The organism is Primorskyibacter sp. S187A, assembly GCF_049800955.1.
Lineage (GTDB): Bacteria > Pseudomonadota > Alphaproteobacteria > Rhodobacterales > Rhodobacteraceae > JAKVBH01.
The window spans coordinates 1,044,879-1,059,896 of sequence record NZ_JBNAGA010000002.1; the positions used below are offsets into that span (position 1 = coordinate 1,044,879).

Consider the following 15,018-nt stretch of genomic DNA (forward strand, 5'->3'; position numbering starts at 1 on the left):
CCCTCCAAATCGCACAAAAGCCCTCGCCCGCGCGGCGCGGAGCGCACGCTGTATTGATGATATGTTGATGCCGGTTTTGTGAGGAGGGGCGCGCTGCGATCACCTGTAGGGTCATCGGGCAATGACACGGGAGAGATCAAGATGAAACGGATGATGGCGGCAGTAGGATTTGCCACGGCGATGGCTTTGGCCAACATGAGCGCAGCAGGCGACAATGGCATGATCACCAAACCAAGCGCGCTTGGTGTGACCGAGACGGTGGATGCGATGGAAGCGGCGATGCGGGAGGCGGGCCTCAAGATTTTTGCGCGCGTCGATCACGGGGCGGGGGCCGTCTCCATTGGGGAGGATATCGGCGCGTCGCAACTCCTGATCTTTGGCAATCCAAAGGTGGGCACGCCTGCGCTCAAGGACGATCCGATGGCCGGGCTCTTCCTGCCGCTCAAGGTTCTGGTGTTTGAGGATGGCATGGGCAAGACGACGATTGCCTATGAGGATCCGACAGCGATGCTGGGCAAGCTGGGCGGCGTCTCGGAGGATGCGGCTTATCTCAAGGTGATGACCGGGGCCTTGGGCAAGTTCACCGATATGGCGATGAACTGACCGGCGGGTCAGACCATGCCCGTCGCGTCCGACCTCCGGGCCGGTCGCGACAGCAGGCGGGTTCAGCTGGCCAGCGCTTTGAGCGCGGCGCGCAGGTCGATGGCCCCGTCATAGAGCGCGCGGCCCGAGATCGCGCCGTTAAGCTCCGCGCCGCAATCGCGCAGGGCGATCAGATCTTCCAGCGAGGAGACGCCGCCTGAGGCGATGACCGGGATCGAGACCGCGCGGGCCAGATCGGCCGTCGCTTCGATATTGGGTCCCTGCATGGCGCCATCGCGGTTGATGTCGGTGTAGATGATCGCGGCCACGCCGGCATCTTCAAAAGACTTGGCCAGATCGGTCACCATAACATCGGTTTCTTCCGCCCAGCCCTTCGTCGCCACCCGGCCATTGCGCGCATCGATCCCCACGGCCACCTGACCGGGGAAGGCGCGGGCGGCCTCGCGCACGAGGGTGGGGTTTTCGACCGCGACAGTGCCCAGAATGACCCGGGCCAGGCCCTTGGACAGCCAGCTCTCGATCGTGGCCATATCGCGGATGCCGCCACCCAGCTGCGCGGGCACGGCGGTCGCCGCGAGGATGGCCTCGACCGCGCCTGCGTTGACCGGTGCGCCTTCAAATGCGCCATTGAGATCGACCAGATGCAACCAAGCACACCCGGCCTCGACAAAATCGCGGGCCTGTGCGGCGGGATCGGTGTTGAAGACCGTCGCTTGCTCCATTTCGCCGCGCACGAGGCGCACGGCATTGCCGTCTTTGAGATCAATGGCGGGGTAGAGGATCATCGTCTTCTTCCATGATATGCGCTTTGCCGGGGCTTTGGCATGATACGCAGGTGATGGCAACGGACCTCACGTCATGCTTGATTGGATGTGACCCTTTGGCTCAGGATTGGCCTACTCAGGGAGGATGAGAGATGAAAACAATCGTTTTGGCAGCGGCCTTGGTCTTTGGCGCAGGCGCTGTGGCGGCGGATCCGGTGTTTGGGACGTGGAAGACCCAGCCGGGAGATGATGGGGCTTACGGCCTGGTCACGATCAAGGCCTGCGGGTCGGAGATTTGCGGGACGTTGGGCAAGGGCTTTGACAAATCCGGCAAGGAAGTCAAAAGCCCCAATATCGGCAAGCGCATGATCTGGGCGATGAAGTCCAACGGTGGCGGCAAGTATTCCGGTGGCAAGATCTGGGCGCCGGACCGCGACAAGACCTACAACTCGCGCATGACGCTTTCGGGCAATGCGCTCAAGGTTCAGGGCTGTGTGTTGGGGATTTGCCGCGGGCAGACCTGGACGCGGGTGAGGTGAGCTACTGTCTGTGTGATGGGCAGGCCTGCGCATGACATGATGTGATTGCGCCGCGCTGGCGCGCGTCGCCGGGGTGGGGGGCTTCGCCCCCCGGCGCTTGCGCGCCTCCCCCCAGAGTATTCTTGGCAAGGCGAAGGTGGGGCGTTGGTCCCGGACCGGGCGGGCGTTTTGATCAGGGTGTCCAGGTCAGGAAGTTGCCGATCATCTTGAGACCATCGCGGGCGCTTTTTTCGGGGTGGAATTGCAGGCCAACCATCGTGTCGCGGGCGACGATGGCGGTGATGTCGCCGCCGTAATCCACATGGGCGAGGCGCTCTTCCGGGCGTGTGACCGCCATGTGGTAGGAATGGACGAAATAGGCATGGGCACCGGTTTGCAGCCCATCGAGGATGGGGTGCGGCGTCTCAACGACCAGATCGTTCCAGCCCATATGCGGGACTTTGAGCGCGGGGTTGTCGGGCGTGATTTTGATCACCTCGCCGCCGATCCAGCCAAGTCCGGGCGTGTCTGTGTATTCCCGGCCCCATTCAGCCATCAGCTGCATGCCGACGCAGATGCCAAGGAACGGCCGGGCCTTGACCTCGACCGCTTCGCGGAGCGCCGCATAGAGGCCCGAGCGATCGGCCAGCGCGGCTTTGCAGGCGGGAAAGGCGCCGTCACCGGGCAGGACAAGCCGGTCTGCGCGCGCGACGACATCGGGGTCCGAGGTCACGACAACATCGCCCGCGTCGCGTTCCTGCGCCATGCGCTGGAAGGCTTTCTCAGCAGAGTGCAGATTGCCGCTCTCGTAGTCGATGATGGCCGTCAGCATGGCTCAGAGCATGCCCTTGGTGGAGGGGACCGCATCGCTTTTGCGCGGGTCTGTCTCCAATGCGTCGCGCAGGCTGCGGGCGACGGCCTTGAAGGCGGCCTCGGCAATATGGTGGCTGTTGAGGCCGTGCAGCTGGTCCACATGCAGGGTGATGCCGCCATGGGTCGCGAAGGCCTGAAAGAACTCGCGGACAAGCTCTGTATCAAAGGTCCCGATCTTGGCGGTGGGCATGTCGACATTCCACACAAGGAAGGGCCGCGCGGAGAGATCAAGCGCGGCGCGCACCAGCGCATCATCCATTGGCAGGAGGCAGGAGCCGTAGCGCACGATCCCGCGCTTGTCGCCCATGGCCTGGGTCAGCGCCTGACCCAGCGCGATGCCCACATCCTCGACCGTATGGTGATCGTCGATATGCAAATCGCCGGTGCAGCGCACCTGCATGTCGATCAGCGCATGGCGCGCCAGCTGGTCGAGCATATGGTCGAAGAAGCCGACGCCGGTCTGGTTGTCATACTGGCCCGTGCCATCCAGCGCGATGGTCACGGTGATGTCGGTCTCTGCCGTCTTGCGGCTGATCGTGGCGGAGCGCATGGCCTCGTCCCTTCTGAAAACTCGCCTGCTTATAGGCAAGGCGGGCCATCGGGTGCAATCGCTGCCGCTGTGGTTGGGCCATATCGCGGGTTACCTGTGGCGCGCGCCGCACGGGGGGGCTCTGTTTGACGGGCCTAGCGCTGGATCGGGCCGCGCTGCGCGCGGGTCTGTGGCAGGGCGCTGAAGAAGTTGCAGCCCAGCGTCTGGCGCAGGGCGGTGATCAACTCATCGAGCGATTCCGCTGAGACATACACGCCTTCCGTCGCATCCGCGAGGCAGCGCGCCACGGTGGGGACCCGGTCGATCTCGGGCGCAGCATCGCCGCCTTCCCAGTTGAAGAAATCCGCGCGCACCCTGAAGCCGATCACATGGACCGTGATCCCCGTTCCGGCCAGCTGTGCGGCCAGCTGACAGGGCGCGCCGCCGCAGGTCTCTTTGCCGTCGGTGATCAACACCACGGTTCCCGGCACCTGACCTCCGCCAAGCACTTCGGAGGCATCGCGAACGGCATCTGTCAGCGCCGTGTTGCCTGAGGGTTCGATGGTGTCCACAACCTGCAGGATCGGCCCGGCGGCATCCGCTTGCGGCGGCATGCGGAGTTTGACGTTTTCGCAATAGGAATTCTCGCCCGGGCCATAGGTCACCAGGCCCAACCGGCGCAGGGGTGCCACGTCCGGCAGGACGGTATGCATGGCAACACGGGCCTCGATAATGCGCGGCTCGTCAAGGCCATTGTAACCCATCTCCGCCATGGAGCCCGAGGCGTCAAACACGATCATGGCATCTTCCGTACAGCTGGCACCGGCCTGGCTGGCCAGGCTGAGACAGAGAAGAGAGGGGATCATACGCATGGGGCCACTATGCCTGATTCTGCCACAGCGCCCTATCACGAATTGAACAGAGCCTGCGGCGCTGGGCCATGCCCCTTGCCCTATGAGGCGCAGCTGTGCACAAAGCCCGGGCTGTGCAGCGGCACGCGGTGACATCCAACCAGCCGCAAAAAGGGGAGCGGGCCATGCCAAAATTCTCAGCCAACCTTGGGTTCCTGTGGACCGATCGGCCCTTGAGCGAGGCGATCCACGCGGCCCATGCCGCAGGCTTTGAGGCCGTGGAATGCCACTGGCCTTATGATCAGCCCGCCGCAGATGTGGCCCGCGCGCTGCAAGACACAGGGCTGCCAATGCTCGGGCTCAATACACGGCGCGGCGATGTGGCCGGGGGGGAGAATGGTCTGTCGGCCTTGCCCGGTCGTGAGGCAGAGGCGCGCGCGGCCATTGACGAAGCGCTGGACTATGCGGCCGTCGTGGGGGCAGGGGCCGTGCATGTCATGGCGGGGTTTGCCTCTGGCCCGGCGGCCCATGCGGCCTTCGTGCAAAACCTGCGCTATGCCTGCGAACAGGCCGCGCAAACGGGCCGTATGATCCTTATTGAGCCGCTCAACCGCCATGACGCGCCGGGCTATTTCCTGCAGACAACAGATCAGGCTCGCGCCCTCATCGCGGAGGTCGGCGCGGACAATCTCAGGCTGATGTTTGATTGCTACCATGTGGGCCGGATGGAGGGAGACCTGATCTCCCGCCTGCACGATCTGCGCGAGATCATCGGCCATATCCAGTTTGCCTCTGTCCCGGACCGCGGCGCGCCGGATCATGGCGAGATCAACTACCCGTGGCTCTTTTCCCAGATCGACGCCATGGGCTGGGCGCAGCCGCTGGGCGCGGAATACAAGCCCGGGCGCGCCACGGAGGACACACTGGATTGGCTGGCGGCGTATCGGTGAGCGCAGGATACGCACGCTACGGGATTTACTTTGTCCCTCAGGACACCGCGCTGGCGGCCTTTGGTGCGCGCTGGTTGGGGTGGGACATCACGTCCGGTGCGCCCGCGCGCCAGTATGACCTGCCTGAGCTTGCACAGATCACGACGCGCCCTCGCACATACGGCTTTCACGCCACGCTCAAAGCGCCTTTCCGTTTGGTGCCCGGCGCCGATGAAGCCGCGCTGCGCGATACGTTGGAGCATGTGGCCCGGCGCCATGGCCGCATCGTCACAGACGGTCTGGAACTCACGACACTTGGCCGGTTTCTGGCGCTGACCCTGCGGGGCGATGTCAGCGCGGTACAGGCGTTGGCGGCGGATTGCGTCCGCGCCTTTGATCCCTTTCGCGCGCCGCTCACGGAGGCAGAGCTGGACCGGCGACGGGGCAAGGGGCTGCCCCCGTATAAAGCGGCGATGCTGGAGCAATGGGGCTACCCCCATGTCATGGAGGCCTTCCGGTTTCACATGACGCTCACGGACCGTCTGCCCAAAGCGCAGTTGCCGCATTGGCGCGCGGTTTTGGAAAACCACCTGCCTCAGATCGGCACGGGCCTGACGATCGATGCGATTACCCTCGTGGGGGAGCGCGCCGATGGGCGCTTTGAAACTGTGCATCGCGCGCCGCTGGTTGGTTTAGAGCCCTGATAATCCGTAAGAATTATTTGACACTTTGGGCGCCGTGGTAGTTTATCGGGGTGTCTTGGGGGCTATGGCCAACGTGTTGAGCAATTCGAAAGTCTCACCAGATCCTTGCGCGGCGTGGTTTCGGCGCGGCGACATGCAGCACATGTGCGCCGCCTGCGCGCTTGTCTGCGGTACCTGCCACTTTTGCTCAGACGGCGCCGTCATGCGCCCCCAACTGCCTCAGTCCCACCTTTCAAGGAGATCTCTCGCATGACCAAATCCTTTTCCCTGTTGGCCCTTGGCGCGGCGCTTGTCGCAAGCTCTGCCAGCGCGCAGGAGACACTCACGATCTCCGTCTATTCCTTCGCGCAGGACGCCTACAAGGAGGCGCTTTATGACCCGTTCGAGGAGATTTGCGGCTGTGAGCTGGTCATCGAGACGGGCAATTCCGTCGAGCGCATGGCCAAAATCGAGGCCAATGCGGCAGATCCTGTGATCGATATGGCGGTGATCTCCTCCCATGATGCGCTGAGCCTTGCGCAGAAGGGGCTGTTGCAGCCGCTCGATACCTCCAAACTCTCCAGTTTTGACCGGCTCTACCCCGCCGCGCAGGACCCGATTGGGGGCAATATGGCCGTGGGCTACACGTTCTACGCAAGCTCCATCGTCTATCGCGAGGATCTGGTGAGCATCGAGAGTTGGGCGGATTTGCTGGGCGAGGGGCTCGCGGGCAATGTGGCCCTGCCCAATATCACGGGCACGCAAGGCCCGCTCACGCTGATGATGCTCAACAAGGCCGCGGGCGGCGATGGCGCGGATTTCTCCGGCACGATTTCGGAGATTGGCGCGAGCGCCGATGACATCGTGACCTTCTATTCCCGCTCCTCGGAACTGGCGCAGTTGATGAACCAGGAGGAGGTGATTGCCGCGCCTGTGGGCCGTTTTGCCTGGTCGCGCTTCAAGAGCTCGCCTTTGCCCTTTGCCTGGGCGGACCCCAAGGAGGGGCAAGCGGGCGGCATGAACGTGATGATCATGACCGCCAACAACGGCAATGAGGAGCTGGCCTACAAGCTGATGGATTACTGGCTCTCGACGGAAGTCCAGACCCGCGTGGCCGAAGCGCTGATCGACAGCCCCGCCAACATGGATGTCGTCGTCTCCGACGAGGTGGCCGACAACCTGACCTATGGCGCCGATCTCATCAATTCGCTCAACATCCTGCCGCCTGCGCAGATCATCGAGAACCGGGACGCTTGGGTCGATCAGTGGAACAACGAGGTGATCCGCTAAACGCGTCCGAGGCCCGCGCGCGCCGTGGGCCTCCCGCATTTTGCGGAGTAAATCCCTTATGTTCCTCAATCGCAAAGAAGGTCTGGCGCTGGCCCTGCCTGCCGCGTTGTTCACGACGCTGGTGTTCCTGATGCCCGTGGGCATCCTGCTCTCCGTGGCCTTCCAGACCGAGGGCGGGGCGTGGAGCCTGCAGGGCTATGTGGATTTCTTCTCCCAGCCGCTGAACCAGACGGTCTTTTTGCGCACGCTCAAACTCGGCGTGCTGGTGGCCGGGGCCTCGGCGGTGATCGGCTATGTGGCGGCGTTCTGCATTGTGAACCTGGAGCCCACGGCGCGGGGGCGGATCTTTGGCCTCGTGGTCCTGCCGCTGATGATCTCGCCCGTGGCGCGGACCTATGCCTGGATCGTGATCCTGGGCCGGACCGGCATCGTGAACGACACGATTGTGGGCCTTGGCCTGTCGGACACGCCCATCCGCCTGCTCTTTACCGAGACGGCGGTCTTTATCGGGCTGTTGCAGCTCTTCCTGCCGCTGATGATCATCTCGCTGGTCTCGGCCATGGAGAACATCCCGCGCGATGTGATCCCGGCGGCCCGCGTGCTGGGGGCCAGCTGGCTGCAGGTCTTCTTCCGGGTGATCCTGCCTTTGACCAAGGAGGGGCTGGTGATCGGCGGCACGCTCGTCTTCACCGGCGCGCTCACGGCCTACATCACGCCCGCGATCCTGGGCGGCTCAAAGGTCCTGATGCTGGAGACGTTGCTCTATCAAAAGGTCAATGTCTCCAATGATTTCGTCTCCGCCAGCGTGATTGCCATGATCCTCATCGTGATGTGTTTCTCGGCCAATCTCGTGCTCAAGCGCATTGCGTCGGTGAAGGGGTAGGGCGATGTCGAAACTCTCCATCTGGCTCATCCTCGGCGCGACGCTGACCTTCCTGATCGGGCCCTTCCTGATCGTGATCTTTGCAGGTCTATCGGCAGGCGAGGCGCTGGCCTTCCCGCCGCAGGGGCTCTCGCTCAAATGGTACGCCAAGGTCTTCACCGTCGAGAGCTTCCGGGCGAGCTTCGCGCTGTCGATGTTCCTCGCAATCTTCGGCACGCTGGCCGCGCTGGTCATCGGCATCCCCGCGGCTTACGCGCTCAACCGCTATGATTTGCCGGGTGCGGAAACTATCCGCACCATCGTCGCCGCGCCGATCATCGTGCCGGGCATCATCGTGGGCCTTGCGCTTCTGCGCTACTTCGTGGTGCCGCTCGACGTGACGATCACCATGGCGCTCTTCGTGACCCATACCGCGCTGGTGCTGCCCTACGCCGTGCGCGTGGTCTCCTCCAGCCTCAACAACCTGCGCAGCGATATGGAGGAGGCAGCAGTCATCCTTGGCTGCACGCGTTTTCAGGCCTTTACCAAGGTCGTCCTGCCCAACATCCGCGGCGGCATCCTCGCGGCCTTCATTCTGGGCTTCGTGACCTCGTTCAACGAGGTGCCTGCATCGCTTTTCCTCTCCGGCCCGGGCGTGCGCACGCTGCCCATTGATATGCTGAGCTACATGGAGATCACCTTTGATCCTTCCGTGGCGGCGCTGTCGGCGCTCTTGGCCTTCATGTCTGTCGCCATTGTGTTCCTCGCCGAACGGCTCCTTGGATTTTCCCGTTATGTCTGATGCTTTTGTGTCTCTCACCGATCTGACGCTCAGCTATGGGCAAACCGTGGCGGTGCCGCGCCTCAACCTCGATATTCGCGAGGGCGAGTTGATCGCGCTGCTGGGCCCCTCGGGTTGCGGCAAGACGACGACGATGCGCGCCATCGCAGGACTTCTCGCGCCCACAGCGGGGCGCATTGAGATTGACGGGGCCGACATGACCCGGGTGCCCGCGAACAAGCGCGGCATCGGGCTGGTCTTTCAATCCTATGCGCTCTTTCCCCATCTCAGCGCGTTTGAGAACGTGGCCTTTGGTCTGCGGCTGCGCAAGCTGCCTGATGCGCAGGTGCGCGCCAAGACGGAGGCCGGGATGGCGACCGTGGGCCTCACTGGCTTTGAGAGCCGCAAGCCCGCCGAGATGTCAGGCGGGCAGCAGCAGCGGCTGGCGCTGGCGCGCAGCCTCGTGATGGAGCCCAAGGTGCTCCTGCTCGATGAGCCTCTCTCCAATCTCGACGCGCGTCTGCGCCTTGAGATGCGCAACGAGTTGCAGCGAGTGCAGAAGGAGACGGGGATCACCATGGTCTTCGTGACCCATGATCAATCCGAAGCGCTGGCGCTGGCGGATCGGATCGTACTGATGAAAGACGGTGAGATCGAACAGCTGGGCACGGCCTCCGAGCTCTATGCCGAACCGGCCACGGCCTTTGCCGCCGAGTTCATGGGGTTTGAGAATATCTTTCGGCTGGAGGCGGGGGCGCTTGTCTCCGAGACGGGCCGATTGCCTGTGGCCTATCGCACTGATGCGCCCATTCTGGCGTGGCGTCCGGGCGCAGTGACCGTGGGGCAGGGGCCCTATGAGGGGCGCGTTCTGGCCAGCAGCTTTGCCGGTGCGCATCGCGAATATGTGCTGGAGACCGCGCTGGGCCCGCTCAAGGCGGAGGCGCCCATCGCGGTGCCCGAAGTGCCTCTGGGTGCGACGATGGGCTTCGACCTGCCGCTGGAGACGGCGCGGGAGTTGGGCCAATGAGCGGAATTTGGGTGGATACGGATTTCGGATTTGATGACCTGTGGGCCCTGCTGCTGCTGCGGCATCTGGGCTGCGCGGTCGACGGAGTCTCGCTGGTGGCGGGCAATGCGCCGCTTGATCAGGTCGTGGCCAATGCGCTGGGCGCGCGCGTGGCCTACGGGCTCGAGCAGCCGATGTGGCGCGGTGAGGCGCAGCCGCTGGTGCGCCATCCTGAAACGGCGGAACGTATTCTCAGCGTCAAGGGCATGCGCACCCGCGGGCTGTCGCTGCCCATCGTGGCAGAGGATACATTGCCCGTGCAGGCCATTGCCGCTTTGGCGCAATGGCTGGAGCAGCCGGGTCCGCGCGAGGTTCTTGCCATTGGCCCGCTGACGAATATCGCAAGGCTCATCGAACGCCACCGCGATGCGGCGTGTAGGATCACGCGGCTGGTCTGGATGGGCGGGAGCGCGGGGCCCGGCAATCACACGCCCATGGCCGAGTTCAATGCCGTCGCGGATGCCGAGGCGCTGGAGACGGTCCTGTCCATGGACCTGCCGCTTGATATCGTTGATCTGACCTTTTGCAGGCAGGTGGTCTACACTGGCGCGGACATGCCCGCGACGGATCCTCTGACGCAGGATTTGCTGGGCGGGTATCTCGATATCGCGCTGGAGCGGGGCCGGACAGGTATGGCGATCTACGATCCCCTGGCCGCGCTGGCGATTGCCGCGCCGGACCGGATTTCATTTGCGCCCTGTCATGTGAGCGTCTCCACGCGCGCCGATGAGACCTACGGCGCGACCCGGATTGATCCGGGGCCGGAAGGGGCCGGAGCACGCACGCGATTGGCCACCGCGCCCACAGCGGATCTGGCCCGGATCTGTCTGCAAGCGCTGGAGGGAGAGGTTTTGATGGCTCATGGAGTGTGATCTCAACGCAGCGGCGCTACGCGCGCGGGCTGTGCAGGCCGCACAGGGGCATGCGCCCTTCGATCTGTTGATCACGAACGCGCGCCTGTTGGACATGGTTACGGGGCGTGAGCGCGCGGCGGAGATTGGCTGTGTGGGCGGGTTGATTGCCAGCGTGCAACCGCCCGGTCGCGCGCAGGCAGCGCAGGTGACCATGGATGCGGCGCACCGCTGGGCCGTGCCGGGGTTGATCGATACGCATATGCATGTCGAAAGCTCCATGGTGACGCCTGCGACCTATGCGGACGCTGTTGTGCCGCGCGGGGTCACAACGGTGGTCTGGGACCCCCATGAATTCGCCAATGTCTGCGGTGTGGCGGGGGTGGATTTTGCGACGGATGCCGGGCGCGGTCTGCCGCTGCGTTGCCTGACGCTCGCGCCGACCTGCGTGCCCTCGGCTCCGGGATATGAGGCCAGCGGCGGGGATTTTGGCCCGGAGGTTCTGGCCGAGTTGTTGGCGCGGGACGATATCTATGGCGCTGCAGAGCTCATGACGATGCAGCCCCTGTTGCAGGGAGATGCCCGGGTAACAGGCATTGTGAACGCCGGTCTGACCCGCGGCAAACGTGTCTGCGGCCATGCGCGCGGGCTTCAGGGCGGCGCGCTGGCGGCTTATGCGGCGGCGGGGGTTGAGACGGATCACGAACTGACCTCGGCCGAGGATCTCATGGCGCGGCTGGAGGCGGGGATGACGGTCGAGCTGCGCGGCTCCCATGGCCATCTGTTGCCTGACTTTGCGCAGGCGCTGCTGGCGCTAGGGCATTTGCCGCAAACCGTGACCTTTTGCACCGACGATGTCTTTCCCGACGATCTGCACAGCTACGGCGGCCTCGATCACATGCTGCGCCGGATGATCGGCCACGGCCTGCCGCCAGCATGGGCCTACCGCGCGGCAACGCTGAATGCGGCGACGCGGATCGGGCGGCCTGATCTGGGACTTATCGCACCGGGCAAACGCGCCGATATCGTGCTGCTCGATGATCTGGAGGGCGTGCGCGCGGCCCGTGTCTTCGCCGACGGGCAGGAGGTGGCCCTGGACGGACGGCTCACCGTTTCCGCCCCCGAGGTGGCGCCCCCCGCCGCGCTGACTGGGTCCATGCAGATCAACGCGGTGGCGCCGCAGGATTTCGAGGTCGCCGCAGAGGGGCCACAGGCGGAGATCGCGACGCTCTGCAAACCCCGCTTTCCCGTCTGGGGGCGCAGAATTGTCGGCGTGCAGGACGGGCGTCTGGTCTTGCCCGAGGACATGATCCGCATGGCGATCCTGAACCGCTACGCCGCCGGCGCGCCGATGCGCGTGGCTTTTCTGGAAAACTGGGGCACCTGGCGCGGCGCATTTGCCACGACCGTCTCGCACGACAGCCATAACCTCACGCTCTTTGGCCGTGAGCCGCAGGACATGGCGCTGGCCGCCAATACGCTGCGCGAGAGCGGCGGGGGTCTCTGCGTGGTGGCCGATGGCGCGGTACAGGCGCATCTGCCCTTGCCGCTCGGTGGTCTGGTCAGCGCGAGACCGCTGGAGGACGTGGCATCCGCGCTCAGCCATCTGCGCGAGACGCTCGATGATTTGGTGGACTGGGAGCCGCCCTACCTCGTCTTCAAGGCGCTCTTTGGTGCCTCGCTCGTCTGCAATGCCGGGCCACGGCTCAGCGATGTGGGTCTTGTGGATGTGTTTGAACAGCGCATCCTGACCTCTCCCGTCCTCTAGTCTTGCGCGCCCAATCGATCCTTTGGTTGGTTGCATTGCGCGCGCCTTTCAGGCTTTTGTCTGCCCGCGTTGAAATGGCGCAGGCAGGCGCTACTGTCTGCATCAATTAAGGTAGGAGGATAACGTGGCTGATACGCTAAAAGGGTTTCTCGCGAGCCATCCCGATGCGGCGCTTGCAATTGGCGCACCGGACCGGGAGTGGTTGACTTACGCAGATCTGCGGGCCCTGGCGGGCAGCGTTTCAAGCGCTCTTCATGCCGCTGGTGTCGGGCGGTCTGATCGTGTGGCCATCGTCCTGCCCAATGGGCCGGAAATGGCCGCGGCCTTCGTGACAATTGCGCAAACCGCCACAACCGCGCCGCTCAACCCGGCCTACCGGGAAGATGAGTTTGCTTTCTATATCGAAGACCTCAAGGCCAAGGCCGTGGTCCTTATGGAGGGCGACGAAGGCCCGGCGTACGCGGCTGCGAAAAAGCTTGGTGTGAAGGTCCTGCGGGTCAGCGTGGAAGAGGGCGCGCCTGCGGGCCAGTTCAGCCTGACCGGCGCGCCGGGCGTTGCGGCGGATACCTCCGCACCCGAGGCAGGCGATGTCGCCCTGATCCTGCACACATCGGGCACCACCTCGCGGCCCAAGATCGTGCCGCTCCTGCAATCCAATGTGGCGGCATCGGCCCATAACATCGCGACATCGCTGGCGCTGACGGCGGAGGATCGCTGCATGAATGTCATGCCGCTCTTCCATATCCATGGCTTGTTGGCGGCCGTCTCCTCGACCCTGTCCACCGGTGGTCAGGTCTGGTGCGCGCCGGGCTTTGATGCGCTGCGCTTCTTTGGTTGGCTGCGCGATAGCGATCCCACGTGGTACACCGCCGTGCCTACGATGCATCAGGCGATCCTGTCGCGCGCCGGGCGCAATGCGGATGTGATCGAGAACGCGCGCCTGCGCTTCCTGCGATCGTCCTCTGCCTCCCTGCCGGGCCCTGTCATGGAGAAGCTCTACGAGACCTTCGGCGCGCCCGTGGTCGAGGGTTATGGCATGACCGAGGCCGCGCACCAGATGTGCTCCAACCCGCTGCGTGCGGGCTCGCAGAAACCCGGCGCTGTCGGCGTGCCTGCGGGGCCGGAAGTGCGCATCGCGCATGAGGAGGATGCCGTGCTCATCGACAGCGCGTCGATTGGCGAGGTGGTCATCTCCGGGCCCAATGTCACGCCCGGCTATGAGGGCAATCCGGAGGCCAATGAGAAAAACTTCTTTGAGGCCGATGGCAAGCGCTGGTTCCGTACCGGCGATCAGGGCACGTTCGACGCCGATGGCTACCTGACGCTGACCGGGCGGCTCAAGGAGATCATCAATCGGGGCGGCGAGAAGGTCAGCCCGCTGGAGGTTGATGGTGTGCTGTCTGCCCATCCCGCGATTGCGCAGATCGTGACCTTCGCGTTGCCGCATCCAAAGCTCGGCGAAGAGGTCGCGGCGGCGGTTGTCCTGCGCGAAGGCGAGGAAATCACCGACCGGGACGTGCGCGATTTCGCCTCCGAGCGGCTCGCGGATTTCAAGGTCCCGCGCAAGGTCATCATCCTGGATGAAATCCCCAAGGGGGCCACGGGCAAGTTGCAACGCATTGGTCTGGCTGAGAAGCTGGGTCTGGTGGAAGCCGCGTCATGAAGATCTGCATTTTTGGCGCCGGTGCCATCGGCGGATATATGGGCGCGAAGCTTGCGGAAGTGGGCGCGGATGTGAGCCTCGTGGCGCGCGGGCCGCATCTGGCCGCGATGCAGGCCAATGGGCTCACGCTCATCGAGGAAAGCGGAACGAAGACCCACAAGGTCACGGTCTCTGACAATCCCGAAGACATCGGGCCGCAGGACTATGTCATCGTGACGCTGAAAGCGCACTCCGTCCCGCCTGTGGTGGGAAAGATGGCGCCGCTCATCGGGCCGGAAACGACGATTGTCTCGGGCGTGAACGGTGTGCCGTGGTGGTATTTCCACAAGATCGGCGGCGATCTGGAAGGCACGCGGCTGGAAAGCGTCGATCCCGGCAATGCGCAATGGGAGGGCTTTGGCCCCGACAACGTGTTGGGCTGCGTGGTCTATCCGGCGGCGGAGGTCAGCGAGCCGGGGGTGATCCGCCACATCGAGGGCACGCGGTTTTCTCTGGGTGAGCCGGACGGGTCAAAATCGGAGCGGGCCATGGCGCTGTCCAAGGCGCTGGCGGCGGCGGGGCTCAAGGCGCCGGTGCGCCCCAAGATCCGCGATGAGATCTGGGTCAAGCTCTGGGGGAACCTCTCGTTCAACCCGATCTCGGCGCTCACCCATGCGACGCTCGATGTGCTCTGCACCGAGCCTGGCACGCGGGAGGTGGCGCGCAACATGATGCTGGAGGCGCAGGCCATTGCAGAGGCGCTGGGCGTCAAGTTCCCTATCGACGTGGATCGTCGCATTCAGGGCGGCGCGGATGTTGGCGCGCACAGGACGTCCATGCTGCAAGACCTCGACGCGGGCCGCCCAATGGAGATCGACGCGCTCGTTGGCTCCGTGCAGGAGTTGGGCCGGGTGACAGGCACGCCCACGCCCACGATCGACACGGTGCTGGCGCTGATCCAGCTGCGCGGCAAGGTTGCGGGGCTCTACGGCTGACGCCACCCTGCTT

At 64.4% G+C, this 15,018-nt stretch carries 16 protein-coding genes; 12 read left to right on the plus strand and 4 right to left on the minus strand.

Going from position 1 to position 15,018, the window contains the following annotated elements:
* The first annotated feature begins 141 nt into the window (after positions 1 to 141).
* Positions 142 to 603 carry a DUF302 domain-containing protein gene (locus tag ACP15S_RS16110; protein WP_425040651.1) on the plus strand — a complete coding sequence of 154 codons (462 nt, stop codon included), beginning with the start codon at positions 142 to 144 and terminating at the stop codon, positions 601 to 603.
* A gap of 62 nt (positions 604 to 665) precedes the next feature.
* On the opposite strand, the gene hisA is transcribed toward ACP15S_RS16110, so the two are convergent.
* Positions 666 to 1,388, minus strand: a complete 723-nt coding sequence (gene hisA / locus ACP15S_RS16115) for a 1-(5-phosphoribosyl)-5-[(5-phosphoribosylamino)methylideneamino]imidazole-4-carboxamide isomerase (RefSeq protein ID WP_425040652.1) — start codon at positions 1,386 to 1,388, stop codon at positions 666 to 668.
* Positions 1,389 to 1,519: 131 nt separating this feature from the next.
* Between hisA and ACP15S_RS16120 the strand changes: the two genes are divergently transcribed.
* Positions 1,520 to 1,906 carry a DUF2147 domain-containing protein gene (locus tag ACP15S_RS16120; RefSeq protein ID WP_425040653.1) on the plus strand — a complete coding sequence of 129 codons (387 nt, stop codon included), beginning with the start codon at positions 1,520 to 1,522 and terminating at the stop codon, positions 1,904 to 1,906.
* Positions 1,907 to 2,078: 172 nt separating this feature from the next.
* On the opposite strand, the gene hisH is transcribed toward ACP15S_RS16120, so the two are convergent.
* The 3 genes from hisH to ACP15S_RS16135 all read right to left on the minus strand — a co-directional run bounded on the left by hisH (position 2,079) and on the right by ACP15S_RS16135 (position 4,153).
* Positions 2,079 to 2,717: an imidazole glycerol phosphate synthase subunit HisH gene (hisH, locus tag ACP15S_RS16125; RefSeq protein ID WP_425040654.1), complete on the minus strand. Its 639-nt coding sequence runs from the start codon at positions 2,715 to 2,717 to the stop codon at positions 2,079 to 2,081.
* A gap of 3 nt (positions 2,718 to 2,720) precedes the next feature.
* Positions 2,721 to 3,308 (minus strand): imidazoleglycerol-phosphate dehydratase HisB, encoded by a 588-nt coding sequence (gene hisB, locus ACP15S_RS16130; RefSeq protein ID WP_425040655.1) that lies wholly within the window; start codon positions 3,306 to 3,308, stop codon positions 2,721 to 2,723.
* Positions 3,309 to 3,442: 134 nt separating this feature from the next.
* Positions 3,443 to 4,153, minus strand: coding sequence for a vWA domain-containing protein (locus ACP15S_RS16135; RefSeq protein ID WP_425040656.1), 711 nt, complete (start codon positions 4,151 to 4,153; stop codon positions 3,443 to 3,445).
* Between the two features lie 170 nt (positions 4,154 to 4,323).
* On the opposite strand from ACP15S_RS16135, the gene ACP15S_RS16140 reads away from it, so the two are divergent.
* The 10 genes from ACP15S_RS16140 to ACP15S_RS16185 all read left to right on the plus strand — a co-directional run bounded on the left by ACP15S_RS16140 (position 4,324) and on the right by ACP15S_RS16185 (position 15,005).
* A complete protein-coding gene (locus ACP15S_RS16140) occupies positions 4,324 to 5,088 on the plus strand; it encodes a hydroxypyruvate isomerase family protein (protein WP_425040657.1) in 765 nt (254 codons plus the stop codon).
* Positions 5,085 to 5,771 (plus strand): DUF1045 domain-containing protein, encoded by a 687-nt coding sequence (locus tag ACP15S_RS16145; protein WP_425040658.1) that lies wholly within the window; start codon positions 5,085 to 5,087, stop codon positions 5,769 to 5,771. Before ACP15S_RS16140 ends, ACP15S_RS16145 begins: the two co-directional genes overlap by 4 nt.
* Before the next feature lie 249 nt (positions 5,772 to 6,020).
* Positions 6,021 to 7,040, plus strand: a complete 1,020-nt coding sequence (locus ACP15S_RS16150; RefSeq protein ID WP_425040659.1) for an extracellular solute-binding protein — start codon at positions 6,021 to 6,023, stop codon at positions 7,038 to 7,040.
* 58 nt (positions 7,041 to 7,098) lie between these two features.
* Positions 7,099 to 7,923, plus strand: coding sequence for an ABC transporter permease (locus ACP15S_RS16155; protein WP_425040660.1), 825 nt, complete (start codon positions 7,099 to 7,101; stop codon positions 7,921 to 7,923).
* 4 nt (positions 7,924 to 7,927) lie between these two features.
* A complete protein-coding gene (locus ACP15S_RS16160) occupies positions 7,928 to 8,704 on the plus strand; it encodes an ABC transporter permease (protein WP_425040661.1) in 777 nt (258 codons plus the stop codon).
* On the plus strand, positions 8,697 to 9,710 hold the full coding sequence (locus ACP15S_RS16165; protein WP_425040662.1) for an ABC transporter ATP-binding protein: 1,014 nt from the start codon (positions 8,697 to 8,699) through the stop codon (positions 9,708 to 9,710). Before ACP15S_RS16160 ends, ACP15S_RS16165 begins: the two co-directional genes overlap by 8 nt.
* Positions 9,707 to 10,621, plus strand: coding sequence for a nucleoside hydrolase (locus tag ACP15S_RS16170; RefSeq protein ID WP_425040663.1), 915 nt, complete (start codon positions 9,707 to 9,709; stop codon positions 10,619 to 10,621). The genes ACP15S_RS16165 and ACP15S_RS16170 overlap by 4 nt, the downstream gene beginning before the upstream one ends.
* Positions 10,611 to 12,368: an adenine deaminase gene (locus tag ACP15S_RS16175; RefSeq protein WP_425040664.1), complete on the plus strand. Its 1,758-nt coding sequence runs from the start codon at positions 10,611 to 10,613 to the stop codon at positions 12,366 to 12,368. Before ACP15S_RS16170 ends, ACP15S_RS16175 begins: the two co-directional genes overlap by 11 nt.
* Positions 12,369 to 12,492: 124 nt before the next feature.
* Positions 12,493 to 14,031: an acyl--CoA ligase gene (locus ACP15S_RS16180; protein ID WP_425040665.1), complete on the plus strand. Its 1,539-nt coding sequence runs from the start codon at positions 12,493 to 12,495 to the stop codon at positions 14,029 to 14,031.
* The gene (locus ACP15S_RS16185; RefSeq protein ID WP_425040666.1) at positions 14,028 to 15,005 is read left to right on the plus strand and encodes a 2-dehydropantoate 2-reductase; all 978 of its coding nucleotides are present in this window, start codon (positions 14,028 to 14,030) and stop codon (positions 15,003 to 15,005) included. The genes ACP15S_RS16180 and ACP15S_RS16185 overlap by 4 nt, the downstream gene beginning before the upstream one ends.
* The last annotated feature ends 13 nt before the right edge of the window (positions 15,006 to 15,018 follow it).